General features: G+C 69.1%; 26 protein-coding genes. 10 read left to right on the top strand and 16 right to left on the bottom strand.

All coding sequences use genetic code 11. From position 1 onward, the window contains the following. The coding region (locus WA805_RS05585) for an alpha/beta hydrolase family protein (RefSeq protein WP_425241804.1) at positions 1-324 on the top strand (324 nt) is incomplete at its 5' end. Here the strand turns inward: WA805_RS05585 and WA805_RS05580 are convergent. From WA805_RS05580 to WA805_RS05525, 12 genes are all read right to left on the bottom strand, one after another. Continuing rightward, entirely contained in the window at positions 313-1,080 is a 768-nt protein-coding gene (locus WA805_RS05580; RefSeq protein WP_422273657.1) for a tryptophan 2,3-dioxygenase, read from the bottom strand. The genes WA805_RS05585 and WA805_RS05580 overlap by 12 nt on opposite strands. Next, on the bottom strand, positions 1,077-2,438 hold the full coding sequence (locus WA805_RS05575) for an FAD-dependent oxidoreductase (protein WP_425241803.1): 1,362 nt from the start codon (positions 2,436-2,438) through the stop codon (positions 1,077-1,079). Before WA805_RS05575 ends, WA805_RS05580 begins: the two co-directional genes overlap by 4 nt. Then, complete coding sequence (gene kynU, locus WA805_RS05570) at positions 2,431-3,726, bottom strand: kynureninase (protein ID WP_422273661.1); 1,296 nt, start codon at positions 3,724-3,726, stop codon at positions 2,431-2,433. Before kynU ends, WA805_RS05575 begins: the two co-directional genes overlap by 8 nt. Positions 3,727-3,731: 5 nt before the next feature. Further along, positions 3,732-4,727, bottom strand: a complete 996-nt coding sequence (locus WA805_RS05565; protein WP_422273653.1) for an amidohydrolase family protein — start codon at positions 4,725-4,727, stop codon at positions 3,732-3,734. 5 nt (positions 4,728-4,732) lie between these two features. Beyond that, entirely contained in the window at positions 4,733-5,254 is a 522-nt protein-coding gene (locus WA805_RS05560; RefSeq protein ID WP_422327354.1) for a 3-hydroxyanthranilate 3,4-dioxygenase, read from the bottom strand. Continuing rightward, positions 5,251-5,673: a RidA family protein gene (locus WA805_RS05555; protein ID WP_422273649.1), complete on the bottom strand. Its 423-nt coding sequence runs from the start codon at positions 5,671-5,673 to the stop codon at positions 5,251-5,253. Before WA805_RS05555 ends, WA805_RS05560 begins: the two co-directional genes overlap by 4 nt. A 73-nt stretch (positions 5,674-5,746) precedes the next feature. Beyond that, positions 5,747-6,343, bottom strand: coding sequence for a helix-turn-helix domain-containing protein (locus tag WA805_RS05550; RefSeq protein WP_422273647.1), 597 nt, complete (start codon positions 6,341-6,343; stop codon positions 5,747-5,749). A gap of 233 nt (positions 6,344-6,576) precedes the next feature. After that, on the bottom strand, positions 6,577-7,545 hold the full coding sequence (locus tag WA805_RS05545) for a hypothetical protein (RefSeq protein WP_425241802.1): 969 nt from the start codon (positions 7,543-7,545) through the stop codon (positions 6,577-6,579). A gap of 342 nt (positions 7,546-7,887) precedes the next feature. Further along, on the bottom strand, positions 7,888-8,409 hold the full coding sequence (msrA, locus tag WA805_RS05540) for a peptide-methionine (S)-S-oxide reductase MsrA (RefSeq protein ID WP_422273643.1): 522 nt from the start codon (positions 8,407-8,409) through the stop codon (positions 7,888-7,890). Next, complete coding sequence (msrB, locus tag WA805_RS05535; RefSeq protein WP_422285026.1) at positions 8,406-8,870, bottom strand: peptide-methionine (R)-S-oxide reductase MsrB; 465 nt, start codon at positions 8,868-8,870, stop codon at positions 8,406-8,408. The genes msrA and msrB overlap by 4 nt, the downstream gene beginning before the upstream one ends. A 210-nt stretch (positions 8,871-9,080) precedes the next feature. Then, the gene (locus WA805_RS05530; RefSeq protein ID WP_425241801.1) at positions 9,081-10,325 is read right to left on the bottom strand and encodes a S1C family serine protease; all 1,245 of its coding nucleotides are present in this window, start codon (positions 10,323-10,325) and stop codon (positions 9,081-9,083) included. Between the two features lie 28 nt (positions 10,326-10,353). Continuing rightward, entirely contained in the window at positions 10,354-11,493 is a 1,140-nt protein-coding gene (locus tag WA805_RS05525; RefSeq protein WP_422273637.1) for a lysylphosphatidylglycerol synthase transmembrane domain-containing protein, read from the bottom strand. A 273-nt stretch (positions 11,494-11,766) separates the two neighbouring features. Between WA805_RS05525 and WA805_RS05520 the strand changes: the two genes are divergently transcribed. From WA805_RS05520 to WA805_RS05510, 3 genes are all read left to right on the top strand, one after another. After that, entirely contained in the window at positions 11,767-12,876 is a 1,110-nt protein-coding gene (locus WA805_RS05520; protein WP_422273635.1) for an NDMA-dependent alcohol dehydrogenase, read from the top strand. Positions 12,877-12,904: 28 nt separating this feature from the next. After that, positions 12,905-14,035: an NDMA-dependent alcohol dehydrogenase gene (locus WA805_RS05515; protein ID WP_422273633.1), complete on the top strand. Its 1,131-nt coding sequence runs from the start codon at positions 12,905-12,907 to the stop codon at positions 14,033-14,035. Between the two features lie 136 nt (positions 14,036-14,171). Continuing rightward, positions 14,172-14,354: a hypothetical protein gene (locus WA805_RS05510; protein WP_424560813.1), complete on the top strand. Its 183-nt coding sequence runs from the start codon at positions 14,172-14,174 to the stop codon at positions 14,352-14,354. Here WA805_RS05510 and WA805_RS05505 read toward each other — a convergent pair. Next, on the bottom strand, positions 14,332-14,670 hold the full coding sequence (locus WA805_RS05505) for a WhiB family transcriptional regulator (protein ID WP_422273629.1): 339 nt from the start codon (positions 14,668-14,670) through the stop codon (positions 14,332-14,334). The genes WA805_RS05510 and WA805_RS05505 overlap by 23 nt on opposite strands. 139 nt (positions 14,671-14,809) lie before the next feature. On the opposite strand from WA805_RS05505, the gene WA805_RS05500 reads away from it, so the two are divergent. Together WA805_RS05500 and WA805_RS05495 are read left to right on the top strand one after the other, a co-directional pair. After that, positions 14,810-15,307, top strand: a complete 498-nt coding sequence (locus tag WA805_RS05500; protein WP_422273627.1) for a DinB family protein — start codon at positions 14,810-14,812, stop codon at positions 15,305-15,307. 20 nt (positions 15,308-15,327) lie between these two features. Beyond that, complete coding sequence (locus WA805_RS05495; protein WP_425241800.1) at positions 15,328-16,932, top strand: class I adenylate-forming enzyme family protein; 1,605 nt, start codon at positions 15,328-15,330, stop codon at positions 16,930-16,932. Positions 16,933-16,954: 22 nt separating this feature from the next. On the opposite strand, the gene WA805_RS05490 is transcribed toward WA805_RS05495, so the two are convergent. From WA805_RS05490 to WA805_RS05480, 3 genes are read right to left on the bottom strand one after another with little or no spacing between them, the layout of a single operon-like run. Beyond that, positions 16,955-17,890: an HAD family hydrolase gene (locus tag WA805_RS05490; RefSeq protein ID WP_425241799.1), complete on the bottom strand. Its 936-nt coding sequence runs from the start codon at positions 17,888-17,890 to the stop codon at positions 16,955-16,957. Further along, positions 17,851-18,336 carry an RDD family protein gene (locus tag WA805_RS05485; protein ID WP_422273621.1) on the bottom strand — a complete coding sequence of 162 codons (486 nt, stop codon included), beginning with the start codon at positions 18,334-18,336 and terminating at the stop codon, positions 17,851-17,853. Before WA805_RS05485 ends, WA805_RS05490 begins: the two co-directional genes overlap by 40 nt. Further along, positions 18,333-18,779 (bottom strand): hypothetical protein, encoded by a 447-nt coding sequence (locus tag WA805_RS05480; protein WP_422273619.1) that lies wholly within the window; start codon positions 18,777-18,779, stop codon positions 18,333-18,335. The genes WA805_RS05485 and WA805_RS05480 overlap by 4 nt, the downstream gene beginning before the upstream one ends. Positions 18,780-19,010: 231 nt before the next feature. Here WA805_RS05480 and WA805_RS05475 point away from each other — a divergent pair, with 231 nt between their 5' ends. The 4 genes from WA805_RS05475 to WA805_RS05460 form a co-directional block, all read left to right on the top strand. After that, entirely contained in the window at positions 19,011-19,226 is a 216-nt protein-coding gene (locus WA805_RS05475) for a hypothetical protein (RefSeq protein ID WP_422273617.1), read from the top strand. A 241-nt stretch (positions 19,227-19,467) separates the two neighbouring features. Then, the gene (locus WA805_RS05470) at positions 19,468-20,151 is read left to right on the top strand and encodes a DUF1269 domain-containing protein (protein ID WP_422291091.1); all 684 of its coding nucleotides are present in this window, start codon (positions 19,468-19,470) and stop codon (positions 20,149-20,151) included. 116 nt (positions 20,152-20,267) lie between these two features. Further along, on the top strand, positions 20,268-20,759 hold the full coding sequence (locus tag WA805_RS05465; protein WP_422291090.1) for a DUF1269 domain-containing protein: 492 nt from the start codon (positions 20,268-20,270) through the stop codon (positions 20,757-20,759). Positions 20,760-20,845: 86 nt separating this feature from the next. Next, positions 20,846-21,415: HdeD family acid-resistance protein (locus WA805_RS05460; protein WP_425241798.1), on the top strand; the 570-nt coding region annotated here is incomplete at its 3' end.

The raw sequence follows: 21,415 nt of genomic DNA, 5'->3' as shown, positions 1-21,415 counted from the left end.
GGCCCTGGGGAGCTGCCCGAGCAATACCGGCTCGCCGACCCGATGGCCGCGCTGCCGCTAGCGGCGCCCGTGCTGTGCGCGCACTCGCGCGCCGACGGCAACGTGCCCTTCAGGTACAGCGAGCGTTACGTCCAGGCGGCCACGGGAGCCGGCGGGAACGCGTACCTGTACGAGACGAGTGGTGACCATTTCACCCTCATCGATCCTGGCTCGCCGGACTGGCAGGCGGTCACCAGCGCGCTGCCGGGCCTGCTCGACGAAGGCGAATGCGAAGGCCAAGGCCAAGGCGAATGCGAAGGCGACGGCGACGGTTCAGGGCCGTGAGCGGATCGCCCACAGGTCAGGGAAGGCGGGCCGGAACAGCGTGCCGCGCAGGTACGCCGCGCCGGTCGATCCGCCGGTCCCGAACTGCGTGCCGATGATCCGCTCGACCATCTTGACGTGCCGGTAGCGCCACTCCTGGATGCCCTCGTCGATGTCCACGAGAGCCTCGCAGACTTCGGCCGGCGTGCCCGCGTCGGCGTAGACCTCGGCGAGCAGCGCGTCGACGGCGCCGTCGCCGTGCCACGGCTCGCGCGGATCCCGGTCCAGGACCTCAGCGGGGACCTGCCAGCCGCCAGTGGTCAGGTAGCACAGCAGCGACGCGAAGACGGGCCGCCGTCCCATGATCTCCTCGAGGACACGGTCCACGACGGCCGCGCTGAAGTCACGACGGCCGAACACCGCCTCGATGTAGCGGAACTGGCTCGACTGGAAGCCGCTCGAGCTGCCCAGCTCCGGCCGGAACGCCGCGAACTGCTGCGGGGTCATCGTCTCGAGCACGTCCATCTGACCCACCGCGGTCTTGAGGATCTTGGCGATCCGCCGCGCGGTGTGCAGCGCGCCGGCGCTGTTCCCGGTCTCCAGCCGCCGCTGCAGCAGTTCGGTCTCGTGCAGGATCTGCTTGAACCACAGCTCGTAGACCTGGTGGATGATCACGAACAGCAGCTCGTCGTCGGAGTCCGTCAACGGGTGCTGGCAGGAGAGCAGGTCATCCAGCCGCAGGTACCTGCTGTAGGTGAGGTCGTCGGGTGAGCTCACGGGCTTTTCCTCCGCGTCACGCGGCTGGCGGCTGCCGCCAGCGCTACGGCGGCCCCGCCCAGGCCCAGCGCCCCGGCCGCCGCGAGCGCCATCGCCCGGTCCTGCCGGCGGATCCGGTCTGGGATCTGCGCGTAGGGCACCGTGGAGAACGAGACCAGCTCGTACTGGGACACATAGTGCCCGGCTAGCCGCCGCTCCAGTGCGTGCCTGGCGGCGGTCTTGGCCTGGAAGGCCCGGGAGTTCACGCGGTCTCGCATCTCGATGAAGTTGTCCAGCGCCATGTCGGCGATCGCGTCGCAGTTCGCCTTGCGGCGCTGCTGGTACCGCGTGAGCGCGGTGGTCCAGTCGCCGTCCGTTTCACCGAGGCAGCGGTCGATCTCGATGCAGTCCTCGAGCGCGCAGTTGGCGCCCTGGCCGTAGAACGGCACGATGGCGTGCGCCGCGTCGCCGACCAGGGCCAGCGTACAGCCCGCGCCGTGGTGCACCCACGGCCAGCAGCGGATCGTGGCCAGCGAGCCGATGGGATTGTGCAGGTAGTCGTCGACCAGGTCCGGGATCAGCGCCGCGACGTCGGGGTAGTGCCGCCGGAAGTGGTCGCGGATCTGGCCGGGGCTGCGCAGCGCGGCGAATTCCGCGCCGGTCCAGAACAGCGTGCAGGTGAAGGAGCGGTCCAGGTTGGGCAGCGCGATCATCATCGACGAGCCGCGCGGCCAGATGTGCAGCGCGTCCGGGTCAAGCGCGAACTCCCCGTCCCGCGACGGCACCGTGAGCTCTTTGTAGCCATGCTGCAGGTAGTCCTGGCTGAAGGTGAAGCCTTGTCTGAACGTCACGGACCGTCTCGCCGCGCTGTAGGCGCCGTCGGCGGCCAGGACGATGCCGGCCCGCGCCGCACGCTGCCCGCCAGCGGTCTCGAACGACAACTCCCCGGTGGCCATGTCTAGCTCGCTCAGGCGATGCCCGAACCGCACGCAGACGCCACGCGTACGTTCGGCTACTTCCAGCAGGGCCAGGTTGAGCTCGGCCCGGCTGATCGAGTTGATCGCCTGCGTACCGTCGGCGCTGTAGGGGCGGAAGCTCTGCTGCCCGTCGCGGCTGTGCACCATCCGCCCGTGCATCGGCAGCGCGCGGGACAGCGACAGCTCACGGAGCCCGACCTGGGCCAGCGCTTCGAGGCCGCGCGCGGAGATGGCCAGGTTGATCGAGCGGCCGCGTTCCGGTGCGGTGACGCGCGGGTCTTCGCGCCGCTCGTACACCGTGACGTCGATGCCGCGGCGCGCGAGCAGCGTGGCGAGCAGGCAGCCGGCCAGGCCCGCGCCGACGATGGCGACGCGCTCCGTCCCGGCGCCCCACTCAGGCATCGAGCACCGCCGCGAGCGCGGTGGCGGCGCGCCAGCAATCGTGGAAGGTGTTGTACATCGGCACCGGCGCGAGCCGGATCACGTCGGGCCTGCGGGCGTCCGCGTACACGCCGAACTCGCCCCGCAGCCGCCGGGTCAGCGGCCCCACGTCGCGGCCGCTGATGCGCACCGAGAGCTGGGCGCCGCGCCGTTCCGGGTCTCGGGGGGTGATCACCGCGGGCGCTCCTCGCCGGGTGGCGACGGCGCACATCTCGTCGAGCAGGGACTCGAGGTAGCCGGTGAGCCGGACGCTTTTGGCGCGCAGCGCGGGCATCCCGCTCTGGTCGAACATCTCGAGGGAGAGCAGTACCGGCGCCATCGCGAGGATGGGCGGGTTGGACACCTGCCAGGAGTCAGCGGTGTCGACAGGCGTCACGACAGGCGCCATCTCGAAGCGGGTGCGCTGGTCCGTCGACCACCAGCCCGCGAACTTGGGCAGGCCGCGGTCGGCGAGGTGGCGCTCGTGCACGAACACGCCGGCCAGCGACCCGGGCCCGGCGTTGAGGTACTTGTAGGAGCACCAGGCCGCCCAGTCGGCGCCCGAGTCGTGCAGCCGCAGCGGCACGTTGCCCGCGGCGTGCGCCAGATCCCAGCCGACGACCGCGCCCGCGGCCTGTCCGGCGGCGGTGATCGCGTCGATGTCGAACAGCTCGCCAGTGAAGTAGTTCACCGCGCCGAGCAGGACCAGCGCGACCCGCTCGCCCTCTTCGCTCAGGAACCGCACGACGTCATCAGTGCGCAGCGCCGCCTCACCGGGGCGCGGCGCCAGCCGCACGATCGCCTCGCCGGGGTCGAAGCCGTGGAAGGCGGCCTGGCTGCGCACCGCGTAGCTGTCGGAGGGGAACGCACTGTCCTCGATGACGATGGCGTGCCGCCGCGGCGTCGGCCGGTAGAAGCTCACCATCAGCAGGTGGAGGTTGATCGTCAGCGAGTTCATCACGACCACCTCCTCAGGACGGGCGCCCACCAGCCGGGCCGCGGGTCCGCGCAGCAGCTCGTGATAGGGGAGCCATGGGCGCGTGGCTTCGGTGTGCCCCTCGACGCCGAACCGGGCCCAGTCGTCAAGCTCGGTCCCGAGCCGCGCGCGCAGCGCCTTCGGCTGCAGGCCGAGGGAGTTGCCGGCCAGGTATGCCGCCTCGCCGGCACTGGCTCCGGAGGTCCCGACCGGCGGGACGCAGAACTCCGCCCGCCGCGCGGGAAGCGGATCGGCGGCGTCCAGCTCCAGTGCATGCCGCTCGCTGGCCAGCATCGTCGTCACGGGGCGCCGCCGAGGAACGTACGCGCGTTGCCGGCCAGGATCATGTCGCGCGTCGCGTCGTCGAGGAAGCCCGCCTTGCGGACCAGGCCGCCGGCCGGGCGCTCGCCGAGCGGATACGGGTAGTCACTGCCGACGAGAACGCGGTCGGCGCCGACGGTGTCGACGAGCAGCCGCAGCGCCCGCTCGTCGAACACCACCGAGTCGACGTAGAAGCGGCCCAGGTAGTGCGCCGGCGGGTACTGCGACGTGCCGATGACGTCGTGACGCTTGTGCCAGGCGTTGTTCATCCGGCCCAGCCAGAACGCGAACGATCCGCCGCCGTGCGCGAAGCAGATTCGCAGCCGTTCGTCGACGCGGTCGAAGACACCGCCAAGGATCATCGCGAGCACCGACAGGTGCGTCTCGGCGGGCATTCCCACCAGCCACTGCGCCATCCAGCGGTCCAGGCGGGGTGAGTTCGCCATATCCCACGGGTGCACGAAAACCGGCGCGCCGAGCGCGGCCGCGTGCTGCAGGAACGTCACCACACCCGCGTCGTCCAGGTCACGGTCGCCGACGTGGTTGCCGATCTCCACGCCGACGTGCCCGGCCGCCATGCAGCGGTCGAGTTCCTCGCACGCCGCGTCGGGATCCTGCAGTGGCACCTGGCACATCGGCAGCAGCCTGCCGGGTGCGGGCGCGCAGATCTCCAGCGCCAGGTCGTTGAGGATACGTGCGATGCGTATCGCCTGCGCGACGTCGCGGCCGTAGGAGAAGAACACCGGCGTCGGCGACACCACCTGGGCGTCGATGCCGTCCGCGTCCATATCGGCGAGCCGGGTCGGCGCGTCCCAGCAGTCGGCCTGGATGCGCCGGAACTCCTTGTCGCCGAGCATGATGACCGCGTCGGTTTCCGTCTCGATGCGCAGCCAGGGGGTCCCTGGCCCGAGGTCTGGCCAGCCGCGCGGCACGTAGTGGGTGTGCACGTCAATGACGGGAGCGGTGCCGGACACCCGGCTCAGCCCTTGCCGGGGTGCAGCGTGCCGCATTGCTTGCACACGCGGGCCTGCTCGTCGGCGTAGAACGCGGCGAACACGGGCGGCAGGTCGGTCACGATGTCGCGGACCTGCAGCTCCACGTCGTAGACGAGCGCGGAGCAGTTCGGGCAGTACCACTGGAACCGCTCCAGGGTGCCTTCCTCGCGCACGCGCTCGATGACAAGGCCGACCGAGCCTGCCTCGGGGCGCTGCGGCGAGTGCGGCGTGTTGCCAGGCAGCAGCCAGGTCTCGCCCTCGCGGATGTCGACGCGCTGCTGGCTGCCGTCGACGATCACGTTGACGTGCATGTTGCCCGTCAGCTGGTAAAACCACTCCTCGTACGGATCGACGTGGAAGTCTGTCCGCGCGTTCGGCCCGCCGACGATCATCACGATGAAGTCGTCGCCGACGGCCATCGTCTTGTTGCCGACCGGCGGCTTCAGCAGGTGCCTGTTCTCCTCGATCCACTGCGTGAAGTTGACCGGCTTAGCGAGTGTCATCATTGACCTCCCTGGGGGACATAAGCGACGGCCTGGATCTCGATCAGGATGTGCGGGTGCGGGAGCTGATGGACGGCGACCGTGGTCCTGGCCGGGCCGCTGGAGTCGAAGAACTCCCCGTAGACCTCGTTGTACCCGCCGAAGTCGTTCATGTTGACCAGGTACGCGGTCACCTGGACCAGGTCTGGCAGCTGGGCACCGACCGCGGCGAGCATCTCGCGGATTGTCTCGATAACGGCCCGGGTCTGCACCCGGATGTCAAGCGCGGTGGTCCCCATTGCGTCGACCGTGGCGCCTGCGATGGTGTTGTCCTGGCGGCGCGCCGAAGTGCCGGAGACGTAAACGAAGTCGCCGGCCCGCTTGAGGTGCGGATACCGTCCGCGCGGCGTTGCCTGGCCGGCCAGGACCTTGCCGTCCGCCATCACATCAGCCCGCTAGCCAGACCCATGTGTAACAAGTGCCCCTGCCCGGAGCCAGTCATGCCTTCCCGTGATCTCAGAGAGTCTTGAGGAAGTCCCCAAGGTCGGCCAGGTCGACTCGCCGGTCGTCTCCCGCGGAAAAGACGATCCGCAGTTCGGCGCGAACGATCTCGAGCGAACCCTGACGGGCAAAACCCGCTCCGTCGTCCGGTCGGCCGGCTGGCCGCCGGCTCCGTGGCTTGGCGCGTTTCCATTCCCGCAAGTCCTCGGCCCGCCGGCGCGCCCGCCTGACCGTCATATCGTCCGCGCCGAGCGCTTGCGCGATCCGGGCGGCGGCGTCGGGGCTGGGCGCCTTCCATCCGCGCAGTACCTCGCTGACATGCGCGGGCGCGTAACCGGCCCTGTTCGCGATCTGCCCGACACGCATCGGCCTGGCACCACGGAGCCACGCGAACAGGTCCACCAGGTCGCGGGCGGGACCCGGTGGCAGGTCAGGCTCGGGCCGTTTTTTACGCGGCATCTCACCCCCGATAATGGCGCGGCAGTTCTGGACGCGGTTTTGCTCGCTGCCAATTTTTTTCGCCACCTGAGAAGAGGCGAAATCTCGTCGGTACTGACAGGCCATCGCTGCGTTCGCCGTTGTTCGCTGGCGAATTCCCGCCGGGCGGCACATGGCTGGGATGGCGGTACGGCCGTTCGGCCGACTGCCGACATCGACCTCACTGCATTGCCGCGGTCACCGGGTCGGGGCAGGGGCGGGAGGTGAGCTGACGATGGAGATCCACGGAGCGATTGCCATTCTCACCGTGGTCACTGCGGTCATTGCCGCATGGCTGTCGTAGTCGCGGTGAGCGCAGGTGGGCCGTTCCTCCGGATGAGCCCGCCTGCGGGCATCGCCGGCGGTCCTCAGTGAGCAGGCGCCCACTGGATTCCATAGCCCAGGTACAGGGCGAGGTCACGGAACTCCTGGCGGACCTCTCCGGCCGCGTCGGGAACCAGCAGTTCTCCGATGGGCCGCGGAGTCTCGAACGTCCGGACGGTTTCGCCGTCGACCCGGCGGATCCAGTCTGGCAGCCGCGCGGGATCGAACCGGACCGTGAGGTCAAGCCTGTCGAACTGGCACTCCGGCGTCACCAGGCAGTGCGGGAGCTTCAGCATGTGCCGGGGCATGCGCAGGAGCAAGCCGAAGTGATGCTCCTCGCCGGGTTGCAGCGGCTTCGGCAGCTGGACCATGAGGGTGAAGCGGTTACCCGATGGCTGTTCCTTCCGCAGCAGGCGCCCGCCGTACCGGATCCCCGCCCGCAGCTCCGATCCTGGCTGGTTGGCGTCGCTTGGCAGGTCAAGCCACGCCATGACCTCGGTGAGGTTCTCGCGGCTGGACACGATCCGGCGGTCCTGTTCTGATTCGACGATGTCGCCATCGAGGCGCATGACCGTCCGGAGTTCCGCCACGTACCAGCCGTTTGATGCCGCCGGGATCCGCCCCCGGCGACGCTGCAGCTCGCCCGCGATGAGCTCGGCCAGCCGCCATTCGGCTTCGCGGATACGCCGTAGTGCGGTGCGGCTGTCCCGGTCGATTCGCTCCGCGAGCCAGGTCGCCCGCCGGGTAAAGAGCGGTTCGTCAGTCGTTTCTTCCGATAGCGCCAGGCTGACCCTGACTGCCAGGCGGTAATCCTCGAGAAGCTGCCCGGCACACCGGGTTATCTCGGTTATCAGAGCCTGGCGGCGAGCCGCCGCGTCCGCGGTGCCGGCCAGCTCGCCCAGGAGCGGACCGAGCCGCGAATCGAGGTCGCCGGCCTGCAGGCCGCGTCCTTTATGGAGCTGGCGGATCTCTTTCGCGACTCGTTCCGCGAGTTTCTCATCGGGTTGTGTCATCTATTTGTCACATCCCGGAAAGGTGACATTGTGCCCCGCGCACTGTCTTTTCCCTTGTCTATCGGTATCTCGCCGGATACTGTCACAATCGCACTTGAGCCAAGGGTATGCCTGCGGTGAGCCCTTCGTAAGGAATGTCCTGGCTTGTTCCAGCGCGGGCCTGCTTCGGAGCAGCGGGCCCGCGTTCATGCGCTGCCGTCCGGGGCGGCAGGTCGCTGCAGGGGGAGCCTCCCGACACGGGGGGAGGGAGAGCTCCCTCTGCTGGCGTCCTGCGTCGGCAGTCACCGCCGAAAGCCGAAAGCCGCCTCCCCGCTGGGGGAGACGGCTTCCTTTCATGCCGTGTTACGGCTTGACCTGCTCCGCGCGGCGCGGGAGCTTCCAGCCCGGCCGGACGAAGTGGCAGGTGTACCCGTCGGGGTACTGCTGGAGGTAGTCCTGGTGCTCAGGCTCTGCCTCCCAGAACGGCCCGGCCGGGGTGACCTCGGTGACCACCTTGCCCGGCCACAGGCCGGAGGCGTCGACGTCGGCGATGGTGTCCTCGGCGACCCGCTTCTGCTCGTCGCTGAGGTAGAAGATCGCTGACCGGTAGCTGGTCCCGATGTCGTTGCCCTGCCGGTTCCGCGTCGTCGGGTCGTGGATCTGGAAGAAGAACTCCAGCAGGTCCCGGTAGGTGATCTTGTCCGGGTCGAAGACGATCTCGATCGCCTCGGCGTGGCCGTGATGGTTCCGGTAGGTGGCGTTGGGCACGTCGCCGCCGGTGTAGCCCACCCGCGTGGTGATCACGCCGGGCAGCTTGCGGACGAGCTCCTGGACGCCCCAGAAACAGCCGCCCGCCAGGATGGCCGTCTCGGTCCTGGTGGTCATGACGCACTCCCGTCGTCGGTGGTCTCGAACAGCTTGCGGTACTCGCCGTACCCCTCGCGCTCCAGGTCGGAAACCGGGATGAAGCGCAGGGCCGCGGAGTTGATGCAGTACCGCAGCCCGCCCTGGTCCCGCGGCCCGTCGGGGAACACGTGGCCGAGGTGGCTGTCGCCGTGGGCGGACCTGACCTCGGTCCTGGCCATGCCGTAGGTGGCGTCCTGCAGCTCCACGACGTTGCCCGGCTCGACGGGGACGGTGAAGCTCGGCCAGCCGGACTGGCTGTCGTACTTGTTGACCGAGGCGAACAGCGGCTCGCCGGAGACCACGTCGACGTACAGCCCGGGCTCATGGTTGTCCCAGAACTCGTTGCGGAACGCGGGCTCGGTGGCATCCTGCTGGGTGACCTGGTACTGCTCACGGGTCAGCCGGGTGATGGCCTCGGGATCCTTGCGGTAGGTGTCCAAAACGTCAGCTCCTTTGCTGGTGGCGCAGCCCGTTGGGTGCGGGCGCGTGTGGACACTGTGTACAACCATGCTGGGGTCCCGTCTGTTCCGCCCTGGCTAGCCGCCGCCAGCCTGTGACGGAGCCGGCCCTTCCCCTCCCACCGCGGCGGTGTTCCCGACCACCCGCTTGTGCAGCTCGATTGTCAGCCGGTCGATCTCAAGCGCCGGCCCTCACTGCGGCGGGCCGGCGGTCAGGCGGATGCTGCTCGTGGTGCGCTGGCCGGCCGGGCTGACCCAGGTGACGGAGATCGTGTCGCCGGGATGGAACCGCGTCAGGACGTTGCCGAGCTGGTCGGGGGAGCCGACGGACTGTCCGTTGATGGCGGTGATGACCGCCCCGCCGATCAGGCCGGCCTGAGCCGCCGGGCCCCCGCAGATCGTCCCGTCGACGAGGACGCCGGAAGAGACGGGCGCGATGGCCGAGGGCGCGGCCAGCCCGGCGTTGCTGGCGGAGCATCCCTGGCTGCCCCCTGACCCGTACTGCTGCTGTCCCTGCTGTGCCTGGTCCTGCGGGCTGCTGTCCGATCCGGTGCCGACGAAGATGCCAAGGAAAGGCGGATAGCCGATGGCGACGGCGGAACTGGCCCGGCCCGCCGCGATCTGGCTGGCGACCGACAGCGCGGTGTTGACCGGGATCGCGAACCCGACTGTCTGCTGCTCGGAGCCGGCGTCGTTGCCCGCGGTGTCCATGCCGATGACGCCGCCGGGGCCGGCCAGCGGGCCGCCCGAGTCGCCGGCCACGATGTCGGCGTTGGCCTGGATCATGCCGTGCAGCGTCTCAGAGCTGGTCGAGCCGGCCTCCTCACTGGCGGTGATGGTCTGGTTCAGGGCGGTCACCTTCCCGGCCGCCACCGTGATGGTGTTCTGTCCTCCGGCGTTGCCCAGGGCCACCACCGCCTCGCCGGCTTTCACGGCCGCGGAGTTGCCGATCGGCACCGTGGCGAGCCCGGACGCGCCCTGCAGCCGGATCAGGGCGATGTCGCCGGTCTTGTCGTAGCCGAGCACCGTCGCCGGATAGGTCCTGCCCATGGCGGGCACGGTGACCGTGATCGACGTGGAGTCGTCGATGACGTGGTTGTTGGTCAGCACCAGCCCGCTGGAGTTGATCACCATGCCGGTTCCGGCGGCCTGCTCGCTGTTGTACCGGAGGGCGGTGTTGATGATCACGACACCTGGCCGCACTCGCGCGGCGATGTCCTGCGCGCTCTTGCCAACCGGTGCGGCGGAGGAAGGCGGCGCGGGCACCATGCCGCTCCCCTGGGCGGAACCGCCCGAGCCGCCGGACGCCGGGCTGTAGAACGCGAGGAGCAGGACCACCGCGAGCCCCGCGCCCAGTACCGTCATGATGAAGTGCGTCAGCACGTTCCCGCGCCCGCGGCGCGTCAGGAACGGCCCGTAGCCGCTGTCTCCTGTCATCTGCGGACCCAGCCTTTCTGTCGGTGCCCTAGGGGGAGGCCGCCTCGCTCCGCGGCGGCTGGCCATCCACGCCTGGCGTGGCGCGCCGGAAGACCGGCCGTCCGTAACGGTGCCGGTAGAGCAGGTAGGCGGGCAGCCCGGCGAGGAGGGGAAGCCAGTAGGAGGCGATCCGGTAGGCGAGGACGGCCAGGACGGCGTGGCCGGCGGGTACGCCGGCCAGGACCAGCAGGCCGGTCAGGCTCGCCTCCACGATGCCCAGTCCGCCTGGGGTGAGCGGCAACAGGGCGACAATTCCCGCGGCCGAGTAGGCCAGCAGCACCACTGAGGGCTGCGGATCGGCTCCGGTGGCGCGGAGCGCGGCCAGCAGGCAGCCGAAGTCGAAGCCCAGCCGGCCAGCGGTCAGCAGGATGGCCTGCCACCATTTCTTTCCCAGCACTCGCCTCATCGCGTCGCGCTGGTCAAGCAGCCGCTTGTCCAGGCCGGTCACCGGCGGCCGGCGACCGCGGGTCACCCGGTTCCGCAGGCGCTGCGCCGCGCGTCCGGCCGCGGCCAGCGGCCAGTCGGCGCGCAGGATGATCACGCTGAAGACCGCGAACGCGGCGAACCCGGCGAGCCCGAGCAGTGCGGTACGAACCAGGCCCTGGCTGACCGGTACGCCGGCCAGGATGGCGGGCAGCGTGAAAACGGGCAGCGCGAGCAGGCCGCCGATGCCGATCAGCGAGAACGTGGTCAGGGCACTGACGGCGGTACCGGTATCGAATCCCGCGGTGGTGAGCATGGCGAACTGGACCGCGGCGCCCGCCGCGTCGCCGCCGGGCAGGCTGTCGGTGACCGCGTTCCCGGCCAGGCCGGCGGTGACGACGGCGAACCAGCCTCTCGTCCGCAGGGCTAGCCGCTGCAGGGCGAAGTTGCAGGTAAACGAGATCAGTTCGGCGGCGAGCATGACCGTGAACCACACCGGGCTGAGCGTCGACAGCCGCGGCCACGCGCCCAGCACGGCGATGAGCTTCGGCAGCAGGAGGTAGAGGGTCGCGCCGGCCACCGCGACGACCACGGCCTGCTTGACGACCTTTTTCCACGTGAGCGGTCGCGCCTGCGCGGCGTCGATCGACGCCGGGCTGACCATGCGGTGCGCGGCCTGGGCCTTTTTCTGTACCTCCCCGTGCACTCCGCCAGTACATCCCGCCGCACGCCAGGAAGCCAAGACTCCTCGCCTAGCCACCGATCGACACCGGCTATTGGCCACCGGGACAACCCGCGATCCCGGACCAGTCCTTGGCTGTTGGCAACCAATTTTCCCACCGCGAATTGTGCGGGCCGAACCGGGTGGTGGCGCCGGGGCGAGAGGCGATGGATTATGGACTAGCCGCGGGCCCGCCTGTCAGCACCGCGGGCCGGCGGCCGCCTGCAGCCATCCGAGGACATCCGAGGAAGGGTCCACATGAGCATCACCACGCGAGCCGCGGTCTGCCGGGTGCCCGGCCAGCCATGGGAGATCACGGAACTCGAGCTGGACGAGCCGAGGGCGAACGAGGTCAGGGTCAAGTTCTTCGCGGCCGGCCTGTGCCACTCCGACGACCACATCCAGAAGGGCGACGCGCCGATGCGCCTGCCGGTCGTCGGCGGCCACGAGGGCGCGGGCATCGTAGACGCGGTGGGCGAGTCCGTTACCCGGGTCAAAGAGGGCGACCACGTGACCTGCTCGTTCATCCCCGCCTGCGGGAAGTGCCGGTACTGCGCGACCGGCCGCCAGAACCTGTGCGACGCCGGCAAGAACGCCGGCACCGGGATGTTCCCCGACGGCACGTTCCGGTTCCACCAGGGCGGCGAGGACTTCGGCGGCCTGTGCGTGCTCGGCACGTTCTCGCAGTACGCGGTGGTCCACGAGTTCTCCGTCATCAAGATCCCCGAAGAGATCGGCTTCGACGTCGCCGCGCTGGTGGCCTGCGGCGTGCCGACGGGCTGGGGCTCCGCGGTCAGGGCCGGCGACGTACGCGCCGGGCACACCGTGGTGATCTACGGCGCGGGCGGCGTGGGCAGCAACGCGGTGCAAGGCGCGCGGTTCGCCGGGGCGAAGAACGTTGTCGTGGTGGACCCGGTGCCGTTCAAACGGGAGATGGCGGAGCTGTTCGGCGCCACGCATACCTTCGCCACCGCCGAGGAAGCGCAGGACTTCGTCAGGGAGACTACCTGGGGCGAACTGGCCGACCGCGCGATCATCACGGTCGGCATCCTGCACGACGAGGTGATCGCGAACGCCATCAAGGTCGTGGGCAAGACCGGCCAGGTCACGATCACCGCGGTCGGGAACGGCCGGGTCAACGAGAACCCCGGCATGCTGATCGGCTACCAACGCAGGATCCAGGGCTCGATCTACGGCGGGTGCAGCCCTCTCGTCGACGTGCCGATGCTCATCGGCCTCTACCAGGCGGGCGATCTCAAGCTGGACGAGCTGATCACCCGCCGCTACAAGCTCGACGAGATCAACGAGGGCTACCAGGACATGCTCGACGGCAAGAACATCCGCGGCGTGATCATCCACGAGCACTAGCACCCGTCCGCGAAGGGAACATCAGAAGATGAGCATCACCACCCGCGCCGCCATCACCCGGGCCCCGCACGTTGGCTGGGAGCTCGTCGACCTGCAGCTCGACGAGCCGAAGGCGCACGAGGTCAGGGTCAAGCTGATGGCGGCCGGGCTCTGCCACTCCGACGACCACATCACTACCGGGGACGCTCCGATCCGGCTGCCGGTCGTGGGCGGGCACGAGGGCGCCGGGATCGTCGAGTCCGTCGGCCCTGACGTGCAGCGCGTCAAGCCTGGCGACAAGATCGTCTGCTCGTACATCCCGGCCTGCGGCGCCTGCCGGCCGTGCTCGACAGGGCACTCCAACATGTGCGTGAAAGGCCTGAATGCCGGCACCGGCATGTTCGAGGACGGCACGTGGCGGTTCCACGAGGGCGACACGGACATCGGCGGCTTCTGCACGCTCGGCACCTTCTCCCAGTACGCGGTCGTGTCGGAATGGGCGACCGTGCCGCTGCGCGAGGACTTCCAGGACATCCCGTGGGAGGTCCTGTGCCTGGTGGGCTGCGGCGTGCCGACCGGCTGGGGGTCCGCGGTGCACGCGGCCGGAGTGCGGGCCGGCGACACCGTGGTGATCTTCGGCGCGGGCGGCGTGGGCAGCAACGCGGTGCAGGGCGCGCGGTTCGCGGGAGCGAAGAACGTGGTCGTGGTGGACCCGGTGGAGTTCAAGCGGGAGATGGCCACCACCGTGTTCGGCGCCACGCACGCGTTCGCCACCGCCAAGGAAGCGCACGAGTTCGTCGTCGAGACCACCTGGGGCCAGCTCGCCGACCACGCGATCATGACCCCAGGCGCGGTCACCGAGGAGATGGTGCAGGCCGCGGTCATGATGACCGGCAAGGGCGGCAAGGTGACGATCACCGCCGTCGGCCACATCAACGAGCGCGCCGTGCACGTGCACGCGGGGATGCTGATCGGCTACCACAGGCAGATCCGCGGAGCGCTGTTCGGCGACAGCAACCCGCTGTACGACATCCCGATGCTGCTCGGCCTGTACAAGTCCGGCCAGCTCAAGCTGGACGAGCTGGTCACCCGCAAGTACACGCTTGACCAGGTGAACCAGGCCTACCAGGACATGAACGACGGGAAGAACATCCGCGGCGTCATCATCCACGAGCATTAACTAGCCACGAGCCACTGCCCGGCGGGAAGGCGGTCGATGGCCCATCGACCACCTTCTTTGGGGGACGATGGCCCATCGACCACGTTGGGCGGGCGCGGTTCGGGATGAAGCGCCTGGCGGCGGGTAGCCAAGGCACATGGCTGATTCAGAAACCGGCACCCGCGAGGCGGCCGCAGAGCTGCGGATCACCCGGGTCAGGGCGCTCGATAACCAGGCCCTCGTCGCGCTGGTGACCTACTTGCTGGCCAGGCACCCCGACACGTTCCCGGCGATGCTGGACGACGCGCTGAGCTCGGTCAGCCCGAAACAGGCCGGCTAGCGTAACCCGCCGCGTCAGGCGCCACCGCGCGGCCACGCAGCGGCGGCCACGCCACCGAGGTCCCCGCGAACGCCGACCTGATGGCGCGCCGCTGCTCGGCGGTGGTCCCGCCCCACACGCCGTCAGTGACCCCCTGCTCGAGCGCCCAGGCCAGGCACCGGACCTGTATCGGGCAGGTCTGGCAGATCCGGATGGCCTCCTGGACCTGACGCAGCGCGGGCCCGGTGGTCCCGATCGGGAAGAAGAGGTCCGGATCGGCGTCGCGACAGGCGGCATTACCACGCCAGTCCCCGGGCCCGGTTATGGCCGATTCCATGACTCCTCCCTTCAGCAAGGCGTGATTCGTCCTGCCGCCAGCCTCGGGCCAGGGAAGGTGAGCAGGCATCCCCCATTTTGTGTGATTTCGCTGCGGGCCGGTTCCGGCCGGCCGCCGCCCTGGCGGGCATCATGGGCGCATGACCGACGCGACTGAGACCGAACTGCTGCTGCGTTTCCTGAACGCGCAGCGCCGCCACGTGCTCGGCATCCTGGAGGACCTGCCTGAAGATCAGCTGCGGCGGCCGGTGCTGCCGTCTGGCTGGACGTGCCTGGGCCTGGTGAAGCACCTGGCGCTGTCCGACGAGCACTACTGGTTCCGCAGCGTCGTCGGCGGCGAGTCGTTCGACTTCTTTCCCGAGGGGGAGAACGCCGAATGGCGCCTGGACCCCGGCGAGTCGGCAGCGGACGTCTTCGCCCTGTACCGGGAGGAGATCGAGCACTCGAACGCCGTCATCGCGGCGACTCCGCTCGACATGCCGCCGCGCCAGCCCGACAGCTGGTGGCAGGACGCGGGTATCGATTTCCCTAACCTCAGGTACATCATGCTGCACGTGATCACGGAAACGTCCGTGCACGCCGGGCACCTCGACGCCGTCAGGGAACTCATCGACGGCCGCCAGTGGATCGTGCTGTAACTGTTCCGTACATTGACCCTATGCCGGACGACATTCTCTCGACCTACGCGCAAGCCCAGCCGGACAAGCCGGCCGTCATCGAGGACAGACCCGACGGGACCATCGTCAGATGGACGTATGCCGAGCTCGAGGAGCGGTCGAACCGGCTGGCGAACCTGCTGCTGTCGCTGGGCGCCGGGGGCGCCGGACCGGACGCGAAGGTGCTGTGGTGCGGGCCGAACTCTCCCGAGGTCGTGGCCGTGCTGAACGCCGCGCGGAAGACCGGCGCCATAGCCGTGCCGCTGAACTACCGGCTGTCGGCGGACGAGGCGCGCTACGTCATCAACCACAGCGACGCCGAGGTCGCGTACGTGGATCACGAGTACGTGCCGCTGTTCGCGGCGCTCCGCGACCGCGGCGAGCTGGAGAAGGTCCGGCATATCATCGCGGCTGGCGGCCCGGCCCCGGCGGCCCCGCGGCAGGCGCTGGCCGGGATGCTGACCGAGGCCGACATCGCCGCCGCGTCGTCCCATCCGCCGGACGTCGGGGATCTCGCTGGGACGGGCGGGACGATGATCTACACCTCGGGCACCACCGGGAAGCCGAAGGGCGCGTTCCGGTCCGGCGCGCCGGATCCGGAAGTCTTCGGCGCCCTGCTGAACCTGTTCGGCTACCGACCCGACGACGTCTACCTCACCGCAGGCCCGCTGTATCACAGCGGCCCGAGTGCCTTCCTGCGCGCCGCCCAGCTTTACGGCCAGACGATGATCGTCCAGCGCAAGTTCGACGCCGAGGACTGGCTGCGGCTGGTGGACACCTACCAGGCGAGCTCGACGTTCGCCGCCCCCGCCGTGATGCGGATGATCTGCGCGCTGCCGAAGGAGGTCAAGGACCGCTACGACCGGTCGACCATGCGCGTGATGATCGCCAACGCGGCGCCGTGGAGCTACGAGCTGAAAAAGCGGTACGTGGCGGACTTCCCGCCCGGGTCGCTGTTCGAGATCTACGGCTCGACCGAACTCGGCGTCGACACCGTCCTGCTGCCCGAGGACCAGCTGCGCAAGCCGGGATCGTGCGGCAAGCCCGCTCCCGGGATCGAGATCATGCTGGTCGGCGCCGACGGCAACCGCATCACAGGCACCGGGCCTGAGCACGCCGGCGAGGTTTTCGTGCGGTCCAACGTCATGTTCGACGCCTACTACAAGAACGACGCCAGCTACGCGGCGAACAGCCGCGGCGACTTCCACACGGTCGGCGACATCGCCTACTGGGACGACGAGGGCTACCTGTACATCTGCGACCGCAAGAGCGACATGATCATCTCCGGCGGGATGAACGTCTACCCCGCCGAGATCGAGGCGGTACTCGAGCAGCATCCGGGGATCTACGAGACCGCGGTCTTCGGGATTCCGTCGGAGCAGTGGGGCGAGGTCGTGCACGCGACCGTCGTGCGGTCAGCGGGAGCGGCAGAGGCGTCGCTGACCGGTGCGGAGGTCACGGCATTCGCGCGCGAGCACCTGGCCGGCTACAAGGTGCCGCGCTCGGTGGACTTCGCCGCCGAGCTGCCGCGCACCGGCTCGGGCAAGGTGCTCAAGCGGCAGCTGCGGGCGCCGTACTGGGCCGGCCGCGGCGCCCAGGTGGGGTAGCGCCAGGTCCTGGCACCGCCCGCTAAGGAGGCGGCGGGTAGACGGCCGACCAGTCGGCCGCCATGTCGATCACGGTCCACTTGTTCTCGGCGGCTGCGGCGAGAATCTGGTCCGTGCCGCTCCCCAGGACGGGATCACGGGTGTACGCGTACTCGCGGTCCTGGTCGGTGTGATTCACGACTAGCTGCAAGGTCCGGTGCGAGCTGGCGGCGGTCCACTGCAGCATGGCGAGGTCGCCGTCGGTGTTCCCGGCGGCCAGGATCGGGCGCTGCCCCACGTGGGCGTGGATGGAGCTTGGCTTTTGCGGCCCGTCGTTGATGACCTGGATGGCATCGCCCTTGATGAGCTCAGGGCCGTCAGGGCCGTCCCGGAACTCGGTGGCTCCCACGCTGCCGATCACCCGGTGCGGGGGCAGGCCGTAGACCTCGCTCGCGAAGGCGCGCATGAAATCGGTGCCGCCTCCGGAGAAGATCCAGCACGAGAAGCCATTGGCAGCCAGCAGGTCAAGCAGCTCCAGCATTGGCTGGTACACCATCGCCGGGTAAGGACGGCCGAAGCGCGGGTGCCGGGCCGACGCCAGCCAGCGACGGCACACGGCCGCGAACTCATCGGTGCTGACCCCCGCGTGAGTGAGCTTCACCAGCTCAGCCAGCGCCGCCAGCCCGCCAGCCCGCAGCTGGTCAGGGCTTACCGGATGCCCCAGCTCGGCCGCCCGGTCTAGGGCGAAGGCCAGCTGCGCGTATACCGGCCGCTCGATCCACAGCGTGCCGTCGTTGTCGAATACGGCGATGCGGTCGGGTTCCGCGACGAAGTCAGGCGAATCAGGCGCCGTCACCGCGTGCACGAAGTCCAGGACAGCCTGTTTCGCGGGCGTCTCACGCCAGCCCGGCAGCGCGTCCGCGCCGATCCGCGGCTCCATCACGCCTCCGGCCCTGAGCCCGGTGCGCGGACGGTCCACGCGTAGATGACGGCGCTGCCGGCGGCGAGATCGTGCAGGGCGCGGTGCTCGCGCTGCACGAGGATGCCGAGGAAGCCCAGGCCGCAGAACAGGAAGCTGAAGGGGAATACCAGCGCGCGGACGGTTGCGTGGCGCGGCTCGAGAACGGCCCCGTCAGTGCGCACCACCCGGATGCCGAACACGGCCATGCCGAGGGTCCGGCCGTTCGTCGCCCACGAGAAGCCGAAGTACGCGAGCTCCCACGCCGCGAAGAGCCCGGCCACGACGCCGGTTGAGTGATTCCAGCCGACCAGGTTGCCGGTGATGACCTGCGCGCCATAGGAGATGGCCGCCAGCGCGACGCAGAAAATGCCCGCGCTCACTACGATGTCGATGACGAAGGAAGCAAGCCGGGAAACCGCGCCGGCGTAATGTCCCTGGTATCGCAGGGCCGGCTGGACGGTCACGGCCCGGCCTGCACGGCAAGCAGCGGCGGCGGCGCGGCGTCCTTGCGCCGCAGCAGGACGCGCACCCAGCCGTCGATGACCTGGTCGAGCCCGGCCGTCCTGTAGCGCACCGCGTCGACCGCCTCGCGCGCCATACCGCCAGACGACTGGGCGATGATCGCGCCAAGATCCGCCTTCTCGACCAGGCCTGCCACGTCGATCCGCTGCGCCAGTTCGTTCACGTCCACCTGGCCGAGCAATTCGTTCAGGTCTATCTTCCGCAGCACGGCGTCGATATCGACGCGGCTGATGATCGCGTTCACGTCGACCCGGGCGACGAGCTCGTTGACGTCGAGAGCGCCGACCACGAGGTCGACGACGCGCTCGGTGACCTGCTGGGCCAGCGCCTCAGCGGGGTCGGTCCATCGCTTGCCTGCGGACGCCGGCCGGTCACGGGAGTTCACGTTCGTCAGTATCAGCCAGCGGCGGGGCAGTGGCGGTCATCCGCGGCGGATGAGACTGGTTCTTTCCCGATGGTCGGCAGAGCCCGAGCTGAACGCTCGCGTCGCGCCCTGGCAATAAATCGGTAACGCAATAAATCAGTAACGCTTGGGCATAGATGATCGCCCGCGCTTGGGGTAGTGCCATGGCGGGCATATAGTGCCGATGCCCTCAAATCGGCAGTATCGGGAGGAATGGTGCGCACGCATCGCTATCAGATCACCATTCTCGGTGGTCTGGGCGAGTTGGGCCGCGAGGCATTCGCCGATTTTAAAATCGAATACGCCAACGGCAATACCGTGCTTACTGGTGATCTTGACCAGGCTGCCCTGTATAGCGCGCTCAACCGCACCCTTGCGCTTGGGCTGGAACTGGTGGCGCTGAGCCGGCTGAGCGAGGCGCCCGCCTGATACTGACCAGGTCGAGGCCCAGCTCCCGCACGCTCTCCAAGATCGCGTGCAAGCCAGGCTGGTCCAGGTCAGGGGCCAGAACCGTGATCTCGTAGGCATGCCTGGCCACAGTGACCTCCTTGCGATTCTCGGCGCGCTCCATGCCCATCCTTCCCAGCCCGGCGGCTTCCATGTACTCCACGAGGGATGATCCGCTGCCGGCGTGCGGCTGATTGGATCGCCGCATGATCGGAGGTGGGCGATGGATACCTTCGTCGTGTTCGCCGCGAGCTACGACACGCTGGGCGCGGCCGAGGCCGACTATCACGCCGTCCGCGAGCTCTACCTGGGGTCCGGGCTGATTGACACCTATGATGCGGCGGTCATCACCAGGGACGGCGCCGGGAAGGTCAGCATCGTCGCCAAGCACGAACGGCCGACGCGCCGGGGCGCGTGGCGCGGGCTGGGCATCGGGCTGGCCGGCGGCGCGCTGCTGGCGCTCTTCCCGGCGATAGGCCTCGGCGCCGGGCTGCTGCTCGGCGGGACGAGCGGGGCCGGCTTCGGCGCTCTGGCCGGGCACGTCACCGCGGGCCTGCGACGCGCGGACCTGAAGGATCTCGGTGAGTTGCTCGACGAAGGGCACAGCGGGCTCGTGGTCGTGGCCGCCAGCGACCTCGGCGACCAAGTCGAGCAGGCCATCACGCACGCGAGCGGGCTGGCGAGAAAGCAGCTCACCGCCGACGAGACGGCACTGGAGGCAGAGATCGACGCGGCGGTGCCCAGCCCCGCGCAGAGCCAGGACGAGAGCTATCGGCAGGCGGTGGCCCACGCGGAAGCCGCGGTGGCCGAGGCCGAGGCGGCGGCCGCGGCCGCGGAGCGGGAGGCCGAACGGTACTCGACCTTCCGCTCGCCGCGGGACAGCGGTGCCGGCGGGGTCACCGGTTGACGCGAGGCAAGCTCATTCGTGCCGGGTGATGCGGGCGGCGGCGGCCGCGAGCGATGGTGCTGGCAGTTCAGTTCACCAGCCCCGGCGCCGCCGGGGCTCCGACACGCGGAGACCACATGGCGACTCTTACCGCATGGAAGTTCTCGACCCCCCAAGGCGCCGATATCGCGCTGGAGAAGCTGCAGAAGATGCAGAGTGAGCAGCTGATCAACGTCCAGGACGCCGCGGTCGTCAGCTGGGAGGTAGGACGCAAGAAGCCCAAGACCCGTGAGCTGCACGACACCAAGAAGGCAGGGGCGCTCGGCGGCGGTTTCTGGGGTCTACTGTTCGGCTTGATCTTCTTCGTCCCTATCCTCGGCCTGGCCATCGGGGCGGCCACCGGCGCTCTGTTCGGCTCGATGGCCGACGTCGGCATCAGCAACGCGTTCATCGACGACGTCAGGCAGAAGGTCACGCCAGGCACCTCGGCACTGTTCCTGCTCAGCTCGGACGCCGTAGTCGACCGAGTGAAGAGCGAGTTTTCCGGGGCCGAGGCCGAGCTCATCAGCACCAACCTGTCCGCGGACCAGGAAGCAAAGCTCCGCGAGGCGTTCGCGAACGAAGACTAACCGATCCAGCCAGCTCCAACCCGCTTGTCCTGCGCCGCGCCCGCGGCGCAGGACAAGCGGGTTCCTGCAGCTCAGAGGGAGTACTCATGGAATCTGCAGACTATGACGACGACGACTTGGCGTCGGCACAGGGCGTGCTGATCGCGCAGTCATGGCTGGCGACGGTCATTCTCGGCGCCGTGACGCTGATCCTCGGACTTATCGTGAGCTTCCACCCGGGCGGGTCACTCAACGTCGTCGCGGTATTGCTCGGCATCCTGGCGATCTGCTCGGGGATTTTCCACCTAGTCAGGATCTTCGGCCGGGGGGAGGCGCACCGGGTGTGGAGCGGCATCGTCGGCTTGGCGTTCATCGTCGTCGGCGTCGTGCTGATCCGTCACCTGCACCTGACCATCGCGCTCATCGGCCTGTACGTGGGCATCACGTGGATCGTCCAGGGCGTGACCTCGCTGATCGTCTCCGTTTCCGGCGGCGAGCGCGAAGGACGGGGCTGGTGGATCTTCTTCGGCGTGGTGAGCCTGATCGCCGGGATCGTCGTCGTCGCCACCCCGGTCACCTCTCTCACCGTGCTCGCCCTGCTCCTCGGCATCAGTTTCATCATCATGGGCATCATCGAGATCATCGGCGGGCTCATGATCAGGCACATGGCAGGCGCC

Source organism: Trebonia sp. (assembly GCF_049794275.1).
GTDB lineage: Bacteria > Actinomycetota > Actinomycetes > Streptosporangiales > Streptosporangiaceae > Trebonia.
The sequence above is the reverse complement of the archived record's forward strand: the minus strand, read 5'-3'. Positions and strand labels throughout refer to the sequence as shown.

What these genes read in the sequence shown, in the direction of transcription:
- msrA (WP_422273643.1), bottom strand. Translation starts at nt 8,409, where the DNA reads ATGACCACCAGGACCGAGACGGCCATCCTGGCGGGCGGCTGTTTCTGG.
- WA805_RS05555 (WP_422273649.1), bottom strand. Translation starts at nt 5,673, where the DNA reads ATGGCGGACGGCAAGGTCCTGGCCGGCCAGGCAACGCCGCGCGGACGG.
- WA805_RS05545 (WP_425241802.1), bottom strand. Translation starts at nt 7,545, where the DNA reads ATGACACAACCCGATGAGAAACTCGCGGAACGAGTCGCGAAAGAGATC.
- WA805_RS05575 (WP_425241803.1), bottom strand. Translation starts at nt 2,438, where the DNA reads ATGCCTGAGTGGGGCGCCGGGACGGAGCGCGTCGCCATCGTCGGCGCG.
- WA805_RS05495 (WP_425241800.1), top strand. Translation starts at nt 15,328, where the DNA reads ATGCCGGACGACATTCTCTCGACCTACGCGCAAGCCCAGCCGGACAAG.
- WA805_RS05475 (WP_422273617.1), top strand. Translation starts at nt 19,011, where the DNA reads ATGGTGCGCACGCATCGCTATCAGATCACCATTCTCGGTGGTCTGGGC.
- WA805_RS05550 (WP_422273647.1), bottom strand. Translation starts at nt 6,343, where the DNA reads ATGTGCCGCCCGGCGGGAATTCGCCAGCGAACAACGGCGAACGCAGCG.
- WA805_RS05500 (WP_422273627.1), top strand. Translation starts at nt 14,810, where the DNA reads ATGACCGACGCGACTGAGACCGAACTGCTGCTGCGTTTCCTGAACGCG.
- WA805_RS05505 (WP_422273629.1), bottom strand. Translation starts at nt 14,670, where the DNA reads ATGGAATCGGCCATAACCGGGCCCGGGGACTGGCGTGGTAATGCCGCC.
- WA805_RS05515 (WP_422273633.1), top strand. Translation starts at nt 12,905, where the DNA reads ATGAGCATCACCACCCGCGCCGCCATCACCCGGGCCCCGCACGTTGGC.
- WA805_RS05520 (WP_422273635.1), top strand. Translation starts at nt 11,767, where the DNA reads ATGAGCATCACCACGCGAGCCGCGGTCTGCCGGGTGCCCGGCCAGCCA.
- kynU (WP_422273661.1), bottom strand. Translation starts at nt 3,726, where the DNA reads ATGCTGGCCAGCGAGCGGCATGCACTGGAGCTGGACGCCGCCGATCCG.
- WA805_RS05470 (WP_422291091.1), top strand. Translation starts at nt 19,468, where the DNA reads ATGGATACCTTCGTCGTGTTCGCCGCGAGCTACGACACGCTGGGCGCG.
- WA805_RS05530 (WP_425241801.1), bottom strand. Translation starts at nt 10,325, where the DNA reads ATGACAGGAGACAGCGGCTACGGGCCGTTCCTGACGCGCCGCGGGCGC.
- WA805_RS05510 (WP_424560813.1), top strand. Translation starts at nt 14,172, where the DNA reads ATGGCTGATTCAGAAACCGGCACCCGCGAGGCGGCCGCAGAGCTGCGG.
- WA805_RS05465 (WP_422291090.1), top strand. Translation starts at nt 20,268, where the DNA reads ATGGCGACTCTTACCGCATGGAAGTTCTCGACCCCCCAAGGCGCCGAT.
- WA805_RS05560 (WP_422327354.1), bottom strand. Translation starts at nt 5,254, where the DNA reads ATGATGACACTCGCTAAGCCGGTCAACTTCACGCAGTGGATCGAGGAG.